This is a genomic window from Devosia sp. P1_H9 (assembly GCF_056405135.1).
Genome location: NZ_JBFUCQ010000004.1, coordinates 26,457 through 44,643 on the forward strand (window position 1 = coordinate 26,457; position 18,187 = coordinate 44,643).

An 18,187-nucleotide genomic window follows, 5' to 3' on the forward strand; every position below is an offset into this window, starting at 1 on the left:
CTCCTATTGCAGGTTGACGTAGAGCCCGCCATCGACCAGCAGCGCCGCGCCGGTGACGTAGGAGGCCATGTCGGAGGCGAGGAAGGCGACGACCTTGGCCACATCCTCGGGCTCGCCGAAACGGCCGAGCGGGATGCGGTTGTTGAGGTACTCGCGCTTCTTGGGGTCGGACCAGTCGTCCTTGTTGATGTCGGTGGCGATGGCGCCCGGCATCACCGAATTGCAGCGGATGCCGTAGGGCCCGAGCGCAATGGCGACCGACTGCATCAGCGAATGAACGCCCGCCTTGGTGGGCGTGTAGTGCGTCTGCATGGCGCCGCCGACCAAAGCAGAAATGGACGAGGTGGCGACGATCGCGCCGCCCGTGCCCTGGTCCTTCATCCGGTTGGCCGCCGCCTGCACGGCGAAGAACGCGCCGCTGAGGTTGACCCCGACCACCTGCTGCAACAGCGCCGGCGGCATGTCGAGAAAGGAGTGGAACGGGCAGATGCCGGCGTTGGAGGCAAGGATGTCGACCCCGCCAAACGCATCGACCGCCGCCTGCACCAGGTCGGTGCTGACCTGCGGATCGGCGATATCGCCTTCGACGGCGATGGCGCGACGGCCCAGTGCCTCGATCTCGGCGACCGTCTCGTCATGTGCGGAATCGCGAGCGAAGCCGTGGTCGGCGCCGGCGAAATAGTTGATCACCACATCGGCGCCCTGCCGGGCAAGCTCGACCGAAATGCCCCGGCCGATGCCGCGGGAGCCGCCGGTGACGATGGCGCGCTTGCCTTCGAGCAGCATCAGTCCGCGCCTTTCGCCTGCATCACTTCGAGGGTCGAGCGGTGCACGCTGAGCAGGTGCGCCTGCATCGCTGCTTCCGCCGCGTCGGCATCGCGGGCTTCGAGCGCCGCAACGATCACCTTGTGCTCCGCCAGCGAGCGTTCAAGCACGTTCGGCGTCTCCGCGGCGATGCGCCGGTATTCCATCCCCAGCACGTAGAGTGAGTGCGAGATGGTGACGAGGAAGGTGTTGCCGGTGGCGGCCGCGATGGTCTCGTGGAACTCGGTGTCGGCGAGCCGGAAGCCGAGGGAATCGTTGGTCAGGTGCGTCTGCGCCTCGACCAGCTTGTGAAGCTTGGCGATCTGCGCGTCGGTGATGAGCCCGGTGGCCATCCGGGCGATCGAACCGTCGATCATGTGCCGGCTCTCGTAGAGCGAGCCGAGGTTCTTGCTATCGAGGGTGATGAGGAACTGCAGCGGGCCCAGCAGGTCGGACGCCTCGAGCCCGGTGACATAGATGCCGCCGCCCTGCCGCATCTTCAGGACGCCGAGGATCTGCAGCCCCCGCAGCGCTTCGCGGAGGCTCGGCCGGCTGACCTGCATATAGGTCGCGAGCTCGCGCTCCGGTGGCAACTGGTCGCCCGGCTTCAGGCTCTTGGTCCGCACCATCTCGAGCAGGCGCTTGGCCACCTGCTCGGCGACGGAGCTGCTCCGTTCTATCGGGGCGTAGGCCTCGACTGCGATCATCATTCACCCAGGGCGCGATTGCGCAACTGATCCAGACTCACCGCGAGCATCAGGACGACGCCGCGCGTCACATCCTGCCAGAAGCTCGATACGTTGAGCAGGGTCAAGCCATTGTTGAGTGTGCCCAAAATCAGCACCGCCAGGAGCGTACCCCAGACGCTGCCACGCCCACCATTGAGGCTGGTGCCGCCGAGAATGATGGCGGCGATCACGGTGAGCAGCTGCGAGCCCGCGGCATTCGGACCGGCGGCGCCGAGCATGGCGCCGAGGATGGTGCCGGCGACGGCGCCGGCCAGCGCCGAGATGACGTAAAGCACGATCACCGTGCGCTCGACCGGGATGCCGATCAGCCGCGAGGCCTCGGCGTTGCCGCCAGCCGCGTAGATGAAGCGGCCGAACTTGGTCCTGGTCATCACCAGCCAGAGGGCGAAGAACGTGATCACCATGATGATCAGTGGGATCGGGATGGCGAACAGGCGGTCGCTGCCGATCCAGTTGAAACCGGGGATCATCAGCGGCCGGGTGAGGCCACCGGTCAGCACCAGCGCGATGCCCGAAACGATGCTCATCATGCCCAGCGTGGTGATCAGCGGATTGAGCTTCAGCCGGGTGGTGAACAGCCCATTGACTACGCCGATAGCCGCAGCCAGCGCCAGCGCCAGGCCGACCGCCACCCAGACCGGCACGCCAAGGCCGACCAGCAGCGAGATCATCACCCCAGTGAGGCCGGCGATGGCCGCGACCGAGAGGTCGAGCCCGCCGGCGATGATCAGAGGCGTGCCGGCAGCCGCCATCAGCCCGATATAGGCGACGTTCAGCCCGATCTGCAGCATGTTGCGCGCGTTGAAGAAGAACGGCGACAGGATCGAAAACACCGCGATCAGGATCAGGTAGAACACCAGCAGCATGGCGACGCCCGACCACGGCTTCGCCAAGAGCTCCATGAAGCGGCGCTTGAGGGATGGGCTAGCGGTCTCGACGGTGGTGGCCATGACGATCCTTCAGGCAGTTTGGGTTTCGGCCGTGGCGGCCATTAGCGCAGCGGGGGTGACCCCGCGCGGGAATTCCTGGACGATGCGGCCGCGATCGAGCACCAGCGAGCGGTCGGAGATGCCTGCGACTTCCTCGACGTCGGACGAGAGGATGATCACCGCATAGCCCTTGGCGGTCAGCTCGCGGAGCTTGCCGTAAATCTCACGGCGGGCGCCGATATCGACGCCGCGCGTCGGCTCCTCGAGGATCAAGAGCTTCACGCCATCGACCAGCCAGCGGGCGAGGCAGACCTTCTGCTGGTTGCCGCCCGAGAGCGTACGGAGCTTCTGCTCCGGCCCGCGGGTGCGGATGCCGAGATCGCGGATCCAGTTCTGGGCGTGGCCGGATTCGGCTTCGGTCGAGACGAACAGGCCGCGGGTGAAGCGGTTCTGGAACGGCAGCGCGATATTCTCGCGCACCGTGAGGTCGGCGATGATGCCTTCCTTCTTGCGCTCGGCAGCGACGAAGCCGATGCCGGCCTCCTTGCCGTTCTGTGGCGTCGACGGCCGATAGGGGCGGCCATCGAGGGTGACGCTGGCGCCGCGCTCACTATGGACCGCGCCATAGAGCGCGCGGCCCAGCACCTCGACGCCGGACCCGACGAGGCCGAAGATGCCGAGGATCTCGCCCGAGCGGACGGCGAAGCTCACGTCGGCGATCTTGCCGCGCACGTTGAAGCCATCGACCTTCAGCACGTCGGTGCCCGGCGGGGGCGGCGCGTCGACCGGATAGAGATCGCCGGCTGTGGCGCCAAGCATGGCGGCCAGCACTTCGGCCTTGCTGGTGTTCGCCGTGATGAAATCGCCGGCGTTGCGCCCGTCGCGCAGCACCACGATGCGGTCGGAAATCTCGAACACCTCGCTCATGTAATGGGAGATGTAGACCACCGAGACGCGCTGCTCCTTGAGCCGGCGGATGATGGCGAACAGCAATTCGGCTTCTTGCTCGGTGAGCGCGGCGGTCGGCTCGTCCATGATCAGGATGCGCGCCTGCCCGGCAATGGCGCGGGCGATCTCGACGATGCGCTGCTCGGCGACGGAAAGGCGCTTCACGTCCTGCCGCGTGTCGAGCTTCTCGAAGCCCAGTTGGGCGAGCAGCTCGGTGGCGCGGACGTGGATGGTCTTGTAGTCGACCTGCTTGAAGATGAGGCCCGGCTTCATCGGGATATCGCCGAGGAGGATGTTCTCGCCGACGCTGAGATCGGGCATGACCGAGATTTCCTGCGGCAGGAGTTTCACGCCGGCATGGATGGCGTCGGCCGGCTGGTGGAACACCACCGCCTGCCCGTCGACTTCGACGATGCCGGCGTCGCGCGTGTAGAGCCCGGTCAGGATCTTCACCAGCGTCGACTTGCCGGCGCCGTTCGAGCCGAGCAGCGCGACGACCTCGCCGACGTCGAGCGCCAGGTCGACGTTCGTGAGCACCGGGACGCCGCCGAAGGACTTGTCGATGCCGCGCATCGAAAGCCGGGGAGTGCTGGACATGCCTAGTAACCTACCAGAAAGGACCGGGACGATGGCCGCTGCCACCGCCCCGGATCAGGGTCAGTTGGTCGGGATCAGGTTGAGCGAGTCCTGCAGCTCGGGGAGCTTGCGGATCTCTTCGAGGTGCGCCTTGTAGGCGGCCTCGGGCAGCTCGAAGGTGATCGCATCGGGCGTCGCACAGGCGAAGTCCTTGTAGTACTCACAGACATTGCCGTCGGTGACCATGTAGTGGGTCATCAGCACGGTGTCCGGGACTTCCTTGCCGGCGAGTTCCATCAGCGTCAGCGGCACGAGGAAGTTGCCGTAGCGCTCGGGGAAATAGCCCACCGAGGCGACGAAGGCCGGCTCGTCGATCATCGTCTGGATTTCGTCGGCGCCCATGCCCACGACGATGAGGTCGGCCTCGCGGCCCGCCTGCTTGACGGCACGCAGCATGCCGCTCGACGCCTGGTCGTTGATCGCCGTCACCATGATCGGCACGCCTTCGGGGATGCGCCCGATGACGTTGTTCATCTGGGTGAAGCTTTCTTCGAGCGTGTTCTTGGTATCGATCTTGATAATCTGCGCATCAGGGAACTCACCGACCGCGCCCTTGAAGCCGGCCACCTGGCCGTTGGTACGCATGGCCGGTACCGCGCCCGACTGCGGCAACTCGCCGACCACCAGATAGCCAGTCTTGACCTTGTCTGCGCCGAACTTCTGGATTGCCGCCTGGCCGAGGTAGGCGCCGCCCATGAAGCCCGACTTCGGGTTGTTGGCGCCGAAGAAGGTGGCGCCCGGCATCGGGATGTCGATGGCGATGACCTTGGTCTGCGCGTCGTTCATCTTCTGCATGATCGTCGCGCCGAAATTCGCATCGGTCTGGAATTCGATCACGAAGTCGACGTTGCGCTGCAGGTAGCTCTCGGCGTTGGCGAGCGCCGTGGCGCCATCGAGCCGGTTGTCGGTGATCTGCAGGTCGATGCCGGCGGCTTCGGCATTGGCGACGATGCCCTGCTCCACCTTGAGGCAGAACGAGATGTCGCGCTGCAGGTTGGCAAAGCCGATGGTCAGCTTCTGGCCGTTGCGGGGCGCGTGGGCGGCGATAGCGTCGACCACCATGGCGGCCAACTGGTCGGCGCTGAGCGCGTTGCCGTCGAAATTGGCGGGGTCGAAGCCGTGGAAATCCTCGGCGTAAGCGGCGCCCGACATAAGCGCCGCCGTCAGCCCGGCGATCGCCGCCAGGCGCAAGCTCTTCAGTCGCATGTTCTCTCTCCCATTCTTGGACAATTGGTCAGTCCAATTATCCGGACTCATATCGCGTCCGATTTTGGGGCGCAATGGCTATTTGGTCAGACCAATTGCTCGTTGACCGATCGCTGCTCCCGACCGTACCCCTGCTGAAAACGGGAGGTTCGAATGGCAGATCAGGCGTCCGCACCGCTGTCGGTGCTGGCTTATGGCGATTCCAACACCTGGGGCGCCGTGCCCCAGCCCTACCGCGGCGCCGGTGGACGCTTCGGCGTCACTCAGCGCTGGACCCGCATCATGCAGGCGGCGCTCGGGGTGGGCGTGAATGTGTTCGAGGAAGGGCTCAACGGCCGCACCACCTGCGTCGATGACCCGATCGAGGGCAAGATCCGCAACGGTGAGCGCTATCTGCCCGTTTCGCTGATCACCCACATGCCGCTCGACCTGGTGATCATCATGCTGGGCACCAACGACCTGAAGGCGCGGCTGTCGATGACTACCGGCGACATCGCCGACGGCGCGGGCAAACTCGCTGACATGGTGCGCCGCTCGACCGCCGGGCCGGAAGGCCTGCCGCCAGAAGTGCTGCTGGTGTCGCCCGCGCCGTTGGCAAAGCTCACCTGGCTCACCGAGATGTTCGAAGGCGGCAGCCCCAAGTCGCAGAACTTCGCCGCCGAGTACGCCCGCGTCGCCCGAGCTTACGACGTGCACTTCTTCGATGCGGGCAGCGTCATCTCTTCGAGCGATGATGACGGCATCCATCTCGATGCGAGCGCGCACCAGACGCTCGGCCTGGCGCTGGCCGGGGAGGTTCGCCGCATCCTGGAGTTCGCGCCTAGCCAAGGCTAAGGGCCTTCACCACCTGCTCGTCCACCTCGATGCCGAGGCCGGGGCGGATCGGAGCAAAGGCGAGCCCATCCTGCTGGCGGATCGGCTGGTCGACGAGGTCGGTCTGCACCACCACCGGGATGGGCTTGAACTCAAATAGCCGCGCATTGGGGGAGGCGATCGACAGATGGAGGCTCGCCGCGCTGAGGATTGCCGTGCTCCAGGCGTGGGCGTTGATAGTGATGCCAGCCGTGCCGCAGAGCTTGTCGATCTTCGAAAACCCCGTAACCCCCTCGGCGCGCGACGGATCGACGCCGAGCACGTCGACGGTGCCGGTCTCGATCAGCCGCCGGTAGCCGGTGACGGTGAACTCGCGCTCGCCGGTGCCGATCGGCATATTGGGCAGCGCCTGCTTCAGCGCCCGGTAGTCATCGATGCGGGTCGGGTAGAACGGCTCCTCGATCCACCCGATATCGCACTCGGCCATCCGGCGTGTCGTTGCGATGCCGGTGTCGCGGTCCCATTTCACCCCGTTGCCGATATCGACGATGATCTCGAAATCGTCGCCCAGCGCCTCACGCAACTCGCGGACGAAGGCGACGTCGTTGTCCGGGTCCTGTCCGATATTGGAGAGGCCCCGCTTGCCGAAGCCGAGCTTGGCCCCGCGATAGCCCTCGGCCTTGAAGCCGACGATTTCCTCGACGCAGAGCGCCCGGGTCGCCTTGTTGACGTGGCTGGAGGAATAGGCGGGGAGGCTGTCGTGCACCTTGCCGCCGAGCAGTTCGTAGAGCGGCTTGCCCTGCAGCTTCCCCTCGATGTCCCACAGCGCCATGTCGAGCGCCGAGTAGGCGAAGCACGCGATGCCGCCCTCGCCGTACCACCAGGCATGGGCGCGCATCTTGTCCCAGGCCTCGGCCACGGTAATCTCACCGGCATCCTTGAGCAGCGGGCCGAAGCCGGTGTCGATCAGGGTCTTGGTGGCCCAACAGGCCTCGGGCCACATGGCGATGCCCTCGCCCCAGCCGACCACGCCGTCCACCGTCTCGACCCGCACCAGCACCGTCTGGCGCAGGTTTCCGTGGTCGTTGGTGTCGGCATAGCGGATCACGTGGCTCTGGATCTGGCCCACGCGCATGGCGGCATCCTCCCTCGACGACCCGTTGGCCGGCCTCGGCATTGCGTGGCGTTGACTAGCACCGGCACCGCTGCTAGGTCAAGAAATGGTCAGACCACTTGGCCACTTTCGACAAGACTACCTAGAAGCCGCGTGCGCAAAACGGGAGCGAAACCAGTGCCAGTCAGCGATCTCAGCGGCGAAGTGCCCTTGCGGCGCTCGGGGCTGACCGAGATGTTGGTGGCGCGCCTGCTCGGCCTCGTCACCACCGGTAATCTGAAGCCCGGCGACCAGCTGCCCCCCGAGCGGAAGCTCGCCGAAACCTTCGATGTGTCGCGGCCGACGCTGCGTGAGGCGCTGCGCGCCCTGGCGGTGCTCGGTGTAATCGAAGTGCGGCATGGCGGCGGCGTCTTTGTCTCGCAGCTCGAAGCCTCGGACCTATTGGCGCCGCTGACCTTTTTCCTGACGCTGCGCGCTTCCGAGGTCGAAAAGCTCTACGAAGCGCGCCGGCTGATCGAGGGTGAGATTGCGGCGCTGGCCGCAGCGCGCGGCGACGAGGCGGCCTTCGATGAACTCGATGCCCTGATCGCGGCGCAGGAGGAGGCGAAGCTCGAGCCGGCGCGCTATCGCGATGTCGACGCGGCGTTCCACCTCCGGCTGGGCGACCTCTCCGGCAACGAGTTCCTGTCGCGGGCGGCGCAGAGCCTCAACGTGCTCGGCCAGGAGTTTCGCAAGACCGCGTCGGAAACACCCAACGTCATTTCTACCTCCATTGCCGACCATCGCATCATTGTCGCGGCGATCCGGCGGCGCGATGCTGCGGCGGCGCGGCAGGCGATGATCACCCACATGGACCACGTGCTGCAATCCACCGAGGCGTCGATGAAGGCAAAGAACCAATGACCGAAAGACGCTGGGGCCTCGACAAGGTCACCGAGGCCGACATCCTCGCGGGCGGCTTCTCCACCCCGTGGGACGCGCCATTCATCCCGCCCTTCCCCTTCACCTTCCGCAATGCCGAAGTGCTGACGGTGTTCTGGCGCACCGACCCCAAGGCGATGCAGTTCCTCGCTCCGCCGCCGGTGGAGGCTACAGGCGACGTGGTCTGCGTCCATATCTACAAGATGAACGACACCAGCTGGATCGGCCCCTACCACGAGGCCAACGTGATGTTCGGCGCCAGGCTGCCGAACGGCCGTTCCGGCGCCTATTCGCCCTATCTGTTCCTCGCCTCGGATGGCGGCGTCGCGCACGGCCGCGAGGTGCATGGCCAGCCCAAGAAGCTCGCCAACCCGTTCCTCGAGTTCCGCGGCGACCTGATGGTCGGCGGGGTCGAACGCAACGGCATCGACGTCATCACCGTGACGACGCCCTACAAGCAGCAGGCGGTCGATCCGGCGCTGATGCGGGCGCATTTCGACTTCGGCACCAACCTGAACCTCAAGGCGATCAACCACATCGACGGCACCCCGGCGATCCGGCAGATCACCTCGCGCAAGCTCACGGATGTGAAGGTGCACGAATGCTGGCGCGGCCCGGCGACGGTGGAGCTGCGGCCCAACGCCCAGGCGCCGGTGTTCCGCCTGCCGGTGGTCGAGCCGCTCGAGGCCTTCTACTGGCGCGCCGATTTCACGCTCGTCACCGGCGAGATCATCCATGACTATTTGGCGAAGAGCGCCTGAAGCGCCGGCCATGGGAGGGTAGCTTGAACGACAAGGTCAATATCGGCGTCATCGGCGCCGGCTGGTGGGCGACCCTCAGCCACATCCCCGCGTTGCGCGACAACCCGCATGTCGGGATCGTCGCGGTGAACCGCCCCGATGCCGAGGGCATGGAGAAGGTGGTCGCGAGCTTCCCCGGCGTGAAGCCCTATCACGACGCCGCGGAGATGCTGGCGAAGGAGACGCTCCACGGCGTCGTGGTGGCCTCGCCGCACGTCCTCCACGCCGAGCACGCGCAGCTGGCGCTGTCGCGCGGCTTGCCGACGCTGATCGAAAAGCCGATGGCGACCAGCGCCGCCGACGCCCGCGCGCTGCTGGCGACGGCCAACGCCAACAACACCCAGATCATCCTGCCCTACGGCTGGAACTTCCGCCCGATCGTCGAGACTGCGCACCAGCTGGTCGCCGACGGCTGGGTCGGCGAGGTCCGCCACATGGTGGCGCAGATGGCCTCGGCGCTTGCCGACCTGTTCGGCGGCGAGCCGATGATCGAGACCAAGGAGCACCTGTTCCGTCCGCCGGTTTCCACCTGGGCCGACCCGAAGAAATCCGGCGGCTATGGCTGGGGCCAGCTGACCCACGGCCTCGGCGCGCTGTTCCGCATCGTCGATCTCGATCCGGCGCGGGTGTTCGCGAAGACCGGGCTGTCGCCGGCCGGCGTCGATTTCTACGACGCAGCGGTGGTCGAATTCGCCAACGGCGCGACCATGGCGCTGTCGGGGTCGGCGACGGTGCCGAAGTCGCGCGGCTACCAGATCGACATCCGCATCTTCGGCACCGAAGGCATGATGCTGTTCGACATCGAACGGGCCCGTGTCGAGGTGATCCGCCACGACGGCAAGACCCACATCGCCGACCTCGGCCCCGATGCCGGCGCCTACGAGCAGGTCGCGCCGATCACCCTCCTGGTCGACCTGGCACGCGGCGAGAAGGTGCCGAACCCGGCCGACGGTGTCGTCGGCATGCGCTCCAGCGTGCTGCTCGACGCCATGTACCGCTCGGCCAAATCGGGGCGCATGGAGGATGTGCTGTGAAGCTGAGCGTCACGAGCTGGTCGTTCCCCGAGCTGACACTGGACGAGGTCGGCGGGCTGGCGAGGGTGCTCGGCCTCGAAGGCGTCGATGTCGGCTACTTCTATCGCTCGGCGCTCGACCGGACGCGATTGCTAGCAGCGCCCGAGGCCTATGCCGACGAGGTGCGAAGGCGCCTGCCGCTACCGGTGTCGAACCTCTACCACCTGTTCGGCAACTCGGTCGCCGACCGCAACCTCGCCGACCCGGCGAACCGCGCTGCGAACACTGCCGATTTTGCTGCCGTGCTGAAGTTCTGCGCAGCGGCTGGATCGCCCACGGTGTTCATCCTGCCCGGCGTGATCAATGGTGCGCAGAGCCGGGCACATGCACTGACCGAGACCGTCGAGTCACTGAAGCCGCTGCTCGATCTCGCGGCGAAGACGGGCGTGACCGTCTGCGTCGAACCGCACGTCCACTCGTACCTCGAAAGCCCCGCCATCACCGCCGAGCTGTGCGAGCGCGCGGTCGGGGTGAAGCTGGCGCTCGACTACGCGCATTTCGCCGTCGCCGGCTACCGGCAGGACGAGATCGATGCGCTCGCCCGCTGGGCCGGCCACGTCCATCTGCGACAGGCGAGGCCGGGTGCGCTGCAGGCGAAGCTCGACCAGGGTACGCTCAACTTCCCCGCCATGTTCGCGACACTACGTGATGCCGGCTACGATGGTTGGATCGCCGCCGAGGTCGTGCACCAGGGCTATTTCGATACGCTGCACGATGACGTGCTGACCGAGACCGTGAAGCTGCGCGACCTGTTCCGCGCGTGGAGTGCCCGATGAGCGCTGGAGCCATTATCGTCACCGGCGGAGGCGGCGGCATCGGCCGGGCCATCGCCAAACGACTGGTCGCAGACCACCACCGGGTGGTCATCGCCGACCGCGATGGCACCATCGCCGAGAGCGCTGCCAGGGCGATCGGCTGCGACATCGAGATCATCGATATCGGCGACGAGGCTTCAGTCGTTGCCGGGGTGAAGGCGGTGGCCGAGCGCCACGGCGGGCTGTTCGGGGTCGTCAACAATGCCGGCATCCACATGCAGGCGCTGGTGGTGGAGACCGCGGTCGAGGACTGGGACCGGATCTTCTCGGTCAACAGCCGCGGCACCTTCCTGATGTGCCGCGAGGCGGCCCGGATCATGGCGGCGCAGCAGAGCGGCCAGATCGTCAACATCATCACCAAGCTCGGCTTCGGCAACCCGTTCTCGTCAGCCTATCTCGCCTCGAAGAACGCCATCTGGGGCCTGACCCAGTGCCTCGCCATCGAGATGGCCTCGAGCGGCGTGCGGGTGAACGCCATTGCGCCCGGCCATGTCGGACCCGGCACCGGGATGGAGAAGGCGTTCCGCGCCAAGGCCAAAAAGCTCGGCAAGAGCTGGGGCGATTTCGAGGCCGACGTAGTCGCCACCATCCCGCTGCATCGCTGGTGCACCCCCGAGGATGTGGCCGGCGGCGTCGCCTGGCTTATGGGGCCGGACACCAGCTTCGTCACCGGCGAACTGATCAACATCACCGGCGGTTTCCAGGCCTATGCCTCGACGCCAAGCGCCGACTCGGTCCGCGATGCAGCACAGCGAGGCCCAGCCAAATGAGCGGATCGCTGCAGGGCAAGGTCGCGCTGGTGACCGGTGCCCGCGCCGGGCTCGGTGCTGCTTCGGTGCTGGCGCTGGCAGAACTCGGCGCAACCATCATCGCCACCGGTCGTAAGGCCGGCGACTGTGGCGACGTCGTCGCAGCGGTCATCGCCAAGGGTGGCACGGCGACAGACTTCGCGCTCGACGTTTCCGACCTCGCCACCATCCCCGCGCGTGCCGCGGCAGCCCTCGCGCTGCACGGCCGCATCGATATCCTCGTCAACAATGCCGCGACTATCGCCCCAATGGCGAAGCTCAGCGAACTCGACCCGCTGGCCTTCGACCAGTCCCTTACGATCAACGTCAGCGGCCCCGCAGCACTGGTCGCCGCACTGTGGCCATCGCTCAAGGGGGCTCGCGTCATCAATGTGGTGAGCGGCGCGGCGAACCACGCCATGACCGGTTGGGCCGCGTACTGCGCAGGCAAGTCGGCACTGCTGATGCTGACCCGGTCGATCGAACTCGAGGGTGCCGATATCGGGCTCCGTGGTTTCGCCTTCGCACCGGGCCTCGTCGACACCGACATGCAGGCCTCGATCCGTGCGGCCAAGATCAACCAGATCTCCGACGTGCCGCGCGAGAACCTGCAGCCGCCGGAGCGGCCGGCCAAGGTCATCGCCTGGCTGGCGAGCGGCGCGGCGGACGACCTCGCCGGGCAGTATGTCGATATCCGCCAGGAAGGCCTGCTGGCCCGGGTCGAGGGCTGATCACTCGCCGGGCTTGACCGCCAACTCCTCGCTGCTGCGTGCCGCCTCGGCGATGCGCCGGCGCGCCCGGAAGGCGCCCCATTGCTGGTCGACCAGGACGCCGATTAGGATCACCCCGCCCATCACCGCGAAGTTGAGCGACGAGGGAATTCCGAGGAGGTTCACGAGGTTCTGCAACTCCTGCAGCAGGATCGTGCCGAGGATCACCCCGACGATCGAACCCTCGCCGCCGCGCAGCGAGAAGCCGCCCAGCACCGCCGCCGCGATGGCGTAGAGCTCGTAGAAATTGCCCTGCGACGAGGGCTGCACCGAGCGGGTGTACATGGCGAAAAAGATCGCCGCGAGCGCCGTCAGCCCGGCGCAGATCACATAAGCCGAGGTGACCACCACATCGGTGCGGATGCCCGAGAAGCGCGCCGCTTCCTCGTTCTTTCCGATAGCGAAGAGGTAGCGTCCGAACACCGAGCGGTGCAGCGTGAACCAGGCGATCACCGCGACGACGGCGAGGACGTAGACCGAAACCGGAATGCCGCCGATGCGCGCGACGAAGAAATCGAGGCCCGGATACTCGCTGCCGAACGGGAAGCCGGCAGTGGCGTCGGCGGTATAGCCGCGCGCCACGCCGCGGTAGATCAGGAGGCCGCAGAGCGTCACCACGAATGGCTGCATCTTCAGCTTGGTGATGAGGAGCCCGTGCGCCAGCCCCAGCGCCAGGCCGAGGACGATCACGATAGCCGCGGCGATGGGCCAGGGCACGCCCTTGGCGCCGACCAGATCGACGAACAGCACGCCGAGCAGCGCGATCATCGAGCCGGCCGACAGCTCGATGCCCCCGGTGATGATGACGAAGCCCTGCCCGATGGCGAACAGGCCGAAGAGGCCGATCAGATTGGCGGTGTTGGCGAGGTTGTTCGGCGACAGGAACAGCGGGTTCTTGAGATAGACCCCGAGTCCAACGACGACGATGAGGACCAGGAGACCGAGATCCTTCTTGTTCATGCGCTTGTCCTCACCCGGCCCTGGCCAACGGCTTGCCGACGGCGAGCCGCAACACGTTCTCTTCGCTGAAATCGGCACGGTCGATGAGGCCGGAAATCCGGCCCTCATGCATCACCGCGATCCGGTCCGACACCCCGATCACTTCTTCCATGTCTGACGAGATCATCAGCACCGCGACGCCGGCGTCAGCGAGCCCGCGCATCAGCCGGTAAATCTCCGCCTTGGCGCCGACATCGATGCCGCGCGTCGGCTCGTCGAAGATCAGCACCTTGGGCTGCATCGCCAGCCACTTGGCCAGCACCACCTTCTGCTGGTTGCCGCCGGAGAGGCTGCCTGTGCGGGTAGTGACCGTCGGCGCCTTGATTCCGAGTTCGGTGCGGCTGAGTTCAGCCTGCGCCCGCTCCAGCGCCGGAGACACCAGTCCACTGGGCGCATAGACCGTGAGGTTGGGCAGGCTGATATTCTCGGCGATCGACATGTCGAGCAGGATGCCCTCGCCCTTGCGATCCTCGGGGATGAGGAAGATGCCGCGCGCCACTGCGTCCGAGGCGTTCCGCAACGTGATCGGCTGGCCATTGAGGGTGATGGCACCGCCATAGCGATGATCCACCCCGAACAACGCGCGCGCCAGTTCGGTGCGGCCGGAGCCGACGAGACCGGCGAGGCCGAGGATTTCCCCCGCATGCAGTTCGATGTTGATCTCGTGGGTTGGGTAGGTTGCGGTGCGAATGCCGCGGGCGGCAAGCACGACATCGCCTTTGCCCAGCTTCGGAGCGGCGTAGGCGACCTTGAGGTCGCGGCCGATCATCAGCTTGACCAAGCGGTCGTGGTCGATCTCGGCCTTCGGCAGCTCGCCCACCAGCACGCCATCGCGCAGCACCAGCACTCGATCGCAGGCGCGTTCGATCTCGTGCAGCCGGTGCGAGATGAAGATCACCGCGATGCCTTCGGCCTTGAGCCCGGCGATCACCTCGAGCAGCTTGTCGGTTTCGGCCAGCGGCAGCGACGAGGTCGGCTCGTCGAGGATGACGAGGCGCGCGTTGACCGACAGCGCCTTGGCGATCTCCACCATTTGCTGCTGCGCCAACGACAGCTTTGCCACCGGCGTATTGGGCAAGAAGTTCGCGCCGAGCCGCTTGAGATAGGGCAGCACATCGGCGCGCATCTGCTTTTCGTCGACGAGGTTCAGCACCCCGCCGCGACGCGGTTCGCGCCCGATATAGACGTTGGCGGCGACGTCGAGATTGTCGAACAGGTTGAGTTCCTGGTGGACGAAGGCGATCCCCGCCTTCATCGAGCCGCCGACGCTGAGGCCCGCATAGGGCGCGCCATCGATTTCGATGGTACCGCTATCCGGCGCGGTGACGCCGCCGAGGATCTTCATCAGCGTCGATTTGCCGGCGCCGTTCTCGCCGACGAGGCCGATGACTTCACCCGGCGCGACCACCATGTCGAAACCGCTGAGCGCCACGACACCCGGATAAGTCTTGCGAACGGCTGAGAGCTTCAGGAAGGGCCGCACCGGCGCTTCATGATCGCGGCTATCGAGCATCGCACCTCCCCGCGCGTTCCCGCCCGAACGCTACCAATAGCGCGGCGCGGACGACAGCCCCCTGCCGCCCGCGCCGTGCCGTCTACTATCAGCCGGCGATCTTGGCCTTCAGGTCGGCCGAGAACGCGTCGACATTGTCCTTGTTGATCACGGCCGTCGGCACGATGATCAGGCCGTCAGCCGGGATGCCCGACTTGTCGCCCTCGAGGTACTTGGCCATCAGCTTCATGCCCTGGTAGCCCCACTCGAACGGCTGCTGCACCACGGTGGCGGCGAACGAGCCTTCCTTCACTGCGCCCAGCGTCACCGGGTCTTCGTCAAACGCCACCACGGTGATCGCGCCGAGCTTGCCGGCGGCCTGCAGCGCCTCGTAGATCTTGGGCGGGTTATACGAATAGAACCCGACCATGCAGTTGATCTCGGGGTTGGCCACCAGCACGTCGTCGACATTGGTGCGGGCCTTGGTGAAGTCCACGTCGTCGCCGCGTACGTCGACCAGCTCGATGCCCTTGCCTTCGATCGCCTGGCGGAAACCGGCGATGCGCTCGACGGCATTATCGGCCCCGAGGAAGCCGACAAAGCCCATGCACTTGCCTTCCTTGCCGGCCATAGCCTTGACCATTTCCTCGCCAGCCTGGACGCCAGCCAGGGTGTTGGACGACCCGAGATAAGCGATGCGGTTCGATGCCGGAGCATCGGAGTCGGTGGTGAACAGCGGCACCTGCGCCGCGATGCGGTTGAACGCGTCGATCGAGTTCTTCGGATCGGCCGACGAGATCATGATGGCATCGGTGCCGGCGGCCACGAGGTCATCCATCAGCGCGTTCTGCAACGCCGCCGTGCCCTGGGCGGGATAGCGGAACTGCAGTTCGTAGTTGGGTAGTTCCGCCTGCGCCTTCTTCACGCCGGCTTCCGCCAGCTTCCAGAAGTCCGACGAGGCATTCACGACGAAGGCGAGCTGCTGCTTCTCTTGGGCGACAGCGCCGCCGACGAGCATGAAACCAGCGGCAACGATGGCCGCGATACTGACTAGGCTCTTCATCATTCCTCCCTGGCCGCCGTGACGGCGGCACCATTGGCTTCGTCTCGCACCCCTCTCTCCCCGGCCCTGTTCCGGGTCGTGTCCGCTTCCGTCGAAGCTGAGGTACGTATCTCAACCCGGCACCAAGAGAGACGGTGCCATCCCGCCGCCGCGACCGGCGGCGGGAATTCCGTGTCGCGGGGTTACTCCCCGATTTCCTTGTTGCGCAGCCGGTCGAAGGCGACGGCGAGCACAATGAACGCCCCTACGAACGTCCCCTGCCAGAACGTGCTGATGCCGAGCAGCGTCAGCGAATTGCGGATGATTTCAATGAGCGCCGCGCCGACCACGGCGCCAAGCGCCGTACCGGAGCCGCCGGCGAGATTGGCGCCGCCGATGACCGCCGCAGCAATGACCGTGAGTTCGAGCCCGGTGCCGAGCCCGGTGGTCACCGAACCCAGCCAGCCAGTTTCGAGGAAGCCGGTAATGCCGGCGCAGAAGGCGACGAACATGTAGACCGAGACCTTCACCGCCTTCACCGGCACACCGGTGAGGACTGCGGCTTTCTCGTTGCCGCCGATGGCGTAGAGGTGCCGGCCCCAGCGGGTCCAGCGCAGCGCGAAGCCGGTGATCAAGGCCAGGATGACCATGACGATGAGCGGGTTCGGGATCGGCAAGCCACCGACGATCACCGAGCCGCCGCCGATGGCGAAGAGAATCGGTTGATCCGGGCCGAACTCGTAAATCAGTGCATTGTTCGACATCACCATGCCGATCGAGCGGGCGACCGACATCATGCCAAGCGTCACCACGAACGCTGGCATGCCGGCGACCGCGATGAGCATGCCGTTGATGAGGCCAACCAGCAGCGAAGCCCCGATTGCCGCTGGCAATGCCAGAGTGATCGGCAGGCCCGCGTGCATGATCAGCGTCGTCACCATGGCCGAGATCAGCACCGTGGCGCCGACGGACAAATCGATGCCTCCGGTGACGATCACCGCGGTCATGCCGAGCCCGACAATGCCGACGAAGGCAAAATTGCGGGTGACGTTGAACAGGTTCTGCGGCGTCGCGAAGGTCTTGGTCAGCAGCATCATGGCGATGATGGCGATGACCACCGCGAGCAGAATCCAGAAGATTTGCCGGCTGATGAGCCAGGGCAGGAAGCCCTGGTGCGTTTGCTGGTCGATGGCGTCCCTGAGGGAAGTGTCGGTCGTCATGTCGGCAAGCTCCTCAAGCGCTCTGCAGCGCGCCGGTGATCAACCCGGTCACTTCCTCGGGCGAGGAATCGGCAACCCGCTTGTCGGCGACCTTGCGGCCGCGCCGCAGCACCACCAAGCGATCGCAGACGGCGAAGACGTCGGGAATACGGTGGCTGATCAGGACCACCGCGATGCCCTGCTCCTTGAGCCGGCGGATGAGGTTCAGCACCTCGGCCACCTGCCGCACGCTGATCGCTGCTGTCGGCTCGTCCATCAAGACAATCTTGGGGTTGGAGAGCCGCGTGCGGGCGATGGCCACCGCCTGCCGCTGGCCGCCCGACATTCGGCGCACCAGGTCGCGCGGCCGGGTTTCCGACTTCAGCTCGGCGAACAACTCGCCGGCCTTCTTGTACATGCCGCGGTAGTCCAGGATTTCCGGCATGAACAACCGCCAGCCGCGGCGGCGCTGCCAGAACGGCAGTTCGGCCTCCGCCGGAGTCCGCGAGATGGTCGTCAGCTCGCGGCCGAGGAAGATGTTGGCGGCGGCGGTGAGGTTATCTGCGAGCGCCAGGTCCTGGTAGACGATCTCGATGCCCTTGGAGCGCGCGTCCTTCGGGCCGTGCAACTGCACCACGTGTCCATCGAGGCTGATGCTGCCTTCCGATGGATGGAAATTGCCGGCGATGATCTTGACCAAAGTGGTCTTGCCGGCGCCGTTATCGCCCACCAGCCCAACCACTTCGCCGGCGTTTAGTGTCAGCGAGATATCGGTCAGCGCAGTGATAGCACCGTAGTGCTTGGCGATGTTCGCCAGCTCGAGAACCGCCATCGTTGCCCCTCCCAAGGCTGGAAGGCTTTGCCCTCCCGCAGATGTCGTTGGCAAATCTATGAGCGATGGCGCGCCCACCGTCAATCGACTTCGAGCATCGCCGCAGACGACGGCAAAGACACCCCTCGATTTGCTATTTGGCCAGTCTTTCCGGCGTCTTCTGCAAGATGTCTGACAACTTGGACGGCTTGAATGTGCACGTGCATCAGCGCGATTGACTATTGTTCGACGCCGCCCCAGTATCCGCCCCGATATGC

At 66.0% G+C, this 18,187-nt stretch carries 18 protein-coding genes; 7 read left to right on the plus strand and 11 right to left on the minus strand.

Translation table 11 applies throughout. The features are described 5' to 3' along the window. Nucleotides 1–3: 3 nt before the first annotated feature. From AC1DYL_RS08590 to AC1DYL_RS08610, 5 genes are read right to left on the minus strand one after another with little or no spacing between them, the layout of a single operon-like run. The gene (locus tag AC1DYL_RS08590; protein ID WP_477172818.1) at nucleotides 4–786 is read right to left on the minus strand and encodes an SDR family NAD(P)-dependent oxidoreductase; all 783 of its coding nucleotides are present in this window, start codon (nucleotides 784–786) and stop codon (nucleotides 4–6) included. Then, the gene (locus tag AC1DYL_RS08595; RefSeq protein ID WP_477172819.1) at nucleotides 786–1,511 is read right to left on the minus strand and encodes a FadR/GntR family transcriptional regulator; all 726 of its coding nucleotides are present in this window, start codon (nucleotides 1,509–1,511) and stop codon (nucleotides 786–788) included. Before AC1DYL_RS08595 ends, AC1DYL_RS08590 begins: the two co-directional genes overlap by 1 nt. After that, complete coding sequence (locus tag AC1DYL_RS08600) at nucleotides 1,511–2,503, minus strand: ABC transporter permease (protein WP_477172820.1); 993 nt, start codon at nucleotides 2,501–2,503, stop codon at nucleotides 1,511–1,513. Before AC1DYL_RS08600 ends, AC1DYL_RS08595 begins: the two co-directional genes overlap by 1 nt. A gap of 9 nt (nucleotides 2,504–2,512) precedes the next feature. Further along, nucleotides 2,513–4,027 carry a sugar ABC transporter ATP-binding protein gene (locus AC1DYL_RS08605; RefSeq protein ID WP_477172821.1) on the minus strand — a complete coding sequence of 505 codons (1,515 nt, stop codon included), beginning with the start codon at nucleotides 4,025–4,027 and terminating at the stop codon, nucleotides 2,513–2,515. 60 nt (nucleotides 4,028–4,087) lie between these two features. After that, nucleotides 4,088–5,272 carry a sugar ABC transporter substrate-binding protein gene (locus AC1DYL_RS08610; RefSeq protein WP_477172822.1) on the minus strand — a complete coding sequence of 395 codons (1,185 nt, stop codon included), beginning with the start codon at nucleotides 5,270–5,272 and terminating at the stop codon, nucleotides 4,088–4,090. A 153-nt stretch (nucleotides 5,273–5,425) separates the two neighbouring features. Between AC1DYL_RS08610 and AC1DYL_RS08615 the strand changes: the two genes are divergently transcribed. Beyond that, nucleotides 5,426–6,106 (plus strand): SGNH/GDSL hydrolase family protein, encoded by a 681-nt coding sequence (locus AC1DYL_RS08615; protein WP_477172823.1) that lies wholly within the window; start codon nucleotides 5,426–5,428, stop codon nucleotides 6,104–6,106. Here the strand turns inward: AC1DYL_RS08615 and AC1DYL_RS08620 are convergent. Beyond that, on the minus strand, nucleotides 6,093–7,220 hold the full coding sequence (locus AC1DYL_RS08620) for a mandelate racemase/muconate lactonizing enzyme family protein (protein ID WP_477172824.1): 1,128 nt from the start codon (nucleotides 7,218–7,220) through the stop codon (nucleotides 6,093–6,095). The genes AC1DYL_RS08615 and AC1DYL_RS08620 overlap by 14 nt on opposite strands. Before the next feature lie 156 nt (nucleotides 7,221–7,376). On the opposite strand from AC1DYL_RS08620, the gene AC1DYL_RS08625 reads away from it, so the two are divergent. From AC1DYL_RS08625 to AC1DYL_RS08650, 6 genes are read left to right on the plus strand one after another with little or no spacing between them, the layout of a single operon-like run. Then, nucleotides 7,377–8,102: a FadR/GntR family transcriptional regulator gene (locus tag AC1DYL_RS08625; RefSeq protein WP_477172825.1), complete on the plus strand. Its 726-nt coding sequence runs from the start codon at nucleotides 7,377–7,379 to the stop codon at nucleotides 8,100–8,102. After that, the gene (locus AC1DYL_RS08630; protein ID WP_477172826.1) at nucleotides 8,099–8,881 is read left to right on the plus strand and encodes an acetoacetate decarboxylase family protein; all 783 of its coding nucleotides are present in this window, start codon (nucleotides 8,099–8,101) and stop codon (nucleotides 8,879–8,881) included. Before AC1DYL_RS08625 ends, AC1DYL_RS08630 begins: the two co-directional genes overlap by 4 nt. Nucleotides 8,882–8,904: 23 nt before the next feature. Then, a complete protein-coding gene (locus tag AC1DYL_RS08635) occupies nucleotides 8,905–9,954 on the plus strand; it encodes a Gfo/Idh/MocA family protein (RefSeq protein ID WP_477172827.1) in 1,050 nt (349 codons plus the stop codon). Further along, entirely contained in the window at nucleotides 9,951–10,769 is an 819-nt protein-coding gene (locus tag AC1DYL_RS08640; protein WP_477172828.1) for a sugar phosphate isomerase/epimerase family protein, read from the plus strand. The genes AC1DYL_RS08635 and AC1DYL_RS08640 overlap by 4 nt, the downstream gene beginning before the upstream one ends. Beyond that, nucleotides 10,766–11,578 (plus strand): SDR family NAD(P)-dependent oxidoreductase, encoded by an 813-nt coding sequence (locus AC1DYL_RS08645; RefSeq protein ID WP_477172829.1) that lies wholly within the window; start codon nucleotides 10,766–10,768, stop codon nucleotides 11,576–11,578. Before AC1DYL_RS08640 ends, AC1DYL_RS08645 begins: the two co-directional genes overlap by 4 nt. Further along, nucleotides 11,575–12,327, plus strand: a complete 753-nt coding sequence (locus AC1DYL_RS08650; protein ID WP_477172830.1) for an SDR family NAD(P)-dependent oxidoreductase — start codon at nucleotides 11,575–11,577, stop codon at nucleotides 12,325–12,327. Before AC1DYL_RS08645 ends, AC1DYL_RS08650 begins: the two co-directional genes overlap by 4 nt. Here AC1DYL_RS08650 and AC1DYL_RS08655 read toward each other — a convergent pair whose 3' ends face one another. The 5 genes from AC1DYL_RS08655 to AC1DYL_RS08675 all read right to left on the minus strand — a co-directional run bounded on the left by AC1DYL_RS08655 (nucleotide 12,328) and on the right by AC1DYL_RS08675 (nucleotide 17,930). Further along, complete coding sequence (locus AC1DYL_RS08655) at nucleotides 12,328–13,326, minus strand: ABC transporter permease (RefSeq protein ID WP_477172831.1); 999 nt, start codon at nucleotides 13,324–13,326, stop codon at nucleotides 12,328–12,330. A gap of 10 nt (nucleotides 13,327–13,336) precedes the next feature. Continuing rightward, nucleotides 13,337–14,878, minus strand: a complete 1,542-nt coding sequence (locus AC1DYL_RS08660) for a sugar ABC transporter ATP-binding protein (RefSeq protein WP_477172832.1) — start codon at nucleotides 14,876–14,878, stop codon at nucleotides 13,337–13,339. An 88-nt stretch (nucleotides 14,879–14,966) separates the two neighbouring features. Beyond that, complete coding sequence (locus AC1DYL_RS08665) at nucleotides 14,967–15,920, minus strand: sugar-binding protein (protein WP_477148075.1); 954 nt, start codon at nucleotides 15,918–15,920, stop codon at nucleotides 14,967–14,969. 182 nt (nucleotides 15,921–16,102) lie between these two features. Beyond that, nucleotides 16,103–17,119, minus strand: a complete 1,017-nt coding sequence (locus AC1DYL_RS08670; protein WP_477148076.1) for an ABC transporter permease — start codon at nucleotides 17,117–17,119, stop codon at nucleotides 16,103–16,105. 13 nt (nucleotides 17,120–17,132) lie between these two features. Further along, nucleotides 17,133–17,930, minus strand: coding sequence for an ATP-binding cassette domain-containing protein (locus AC1DYL_RS08675; protein WP_477148077.1), 798 nt, complete (start codon nucleotides 17,928–17,930; stop codon nucleotides 17,133–17,135). Nucleotides 17,931–18,187: the final 257 nt, after the last annotated feature.

Bases quoted from the DNA above. Each gene is read 5' to 3' on its own strand.
- AC1DYL_RS08590 (WP_477172818.1), bottom strand. From the start codon at position 786: ATGCTGCTCGAAGGCAAGCGCGCCATCGTCACCGGCGGCTCCCGCGGC.
- AC1DYL_RS08595 (WP_477172819.1), bottom strand. From the start codon at position 1,511: ATGATCGCAGTCGAGGCCTACGCCCCGATAGAACGGAGCAGCTCCGTC.
- AC1DYL_RS08600 (WP_477172820.1), bottom strand. From the start codon at position 2,503: ATGGCCACCACCGTCGAGACCGCTAGCCCATCCCTCAAGCGCCGCTTC.
- AC1DYL_RS08605 (WP_477172821.1), bottom strand. From the start codon at position 4,027: ATGTCCAGCACTCCCCGGCTTTCGATGCGCGGCATCGACAAGTCCTTC.
- AC1DYL_RS08610 (WP_477172822.1), bottom strand. From the start codon at position 5,272: ATGCGACTGAAGAGCTTGCGCCTGGCGGCGATCGCCGGGCTGACGGCG.
- AC1DYL_RS08615 (WP_477172823.1), top strand. From the start codon at position 5,426: ATGGCAGATCAGGCGTCCGCACCGCTGTCGGTGCTGGCTTATGGCGAT.
- AC1DYL_RS08620 (WP_477172824.1), bottom strand. From the start codon at position 7,220: ATGCGCGTGGGCCAGATCCAGAGCCACGTGATCCGCTATGCCGACACC.
- AC1DYL_RS08630 (WP_477172826.1), top strand. From the start codon at position 8,099: ATGACCGAAAGACGCTGGGGCCTCGACAAGGTCACCGAGGCCGACATC.
- AC1DYL_RS08645 (WP_477172829.1), top strand. From the start codon at position 10,766: ATGAGCGCTGGAGCCATTATCGTCACCGGCGGAGGCGGCGGCATCGGC.
- AC1DYL_RS08650 (WP_477172830.1), top strand. From the start codon at position 11,575: ATGAGCGGATCGCTGCAGGGCAAGGTCGCGCTGGTGACCGGTGCCCGC.
- AC1DYL_RS08655 (WP_477172831.1), bottom strand. From the start codon at position 13,326: ATGAACAAGAAGGATCTCGGTCTCCTGGTCCTCATCGTCGTCGTTGGA.
- AC1DYL_RS08660 (WP_477172832.1), bottom strand. From the start codon at position 14,878: ATGCTCGATAGCCGCGATCATGAAGCGCCGGTGCGGCCCTTCCTGAAG.
- AC1DYL_RS08665 (WP_477148075.1), bottom strand. From the start codon at position 15,920: ATGAAGAGCCTAGTCAGTATCGCGGCCATCGTTGCCGCTGGTTTCATG.
- AC1DYL_RS08670 (WP_477148076.1), bottom strand. From the start codon at position 17,119: ATGACGACCGACACTTCCCTCAGGGACGCCATCGACCAGCAAACGCAC.
- AC1DYL_RS08675 (WP_477148077.1), bottom strand. From the start codon at position 17,930: ATGGCGGTTCTCGAGCTGGCGAACATCGCCAAGCACTACGGTGCTATC.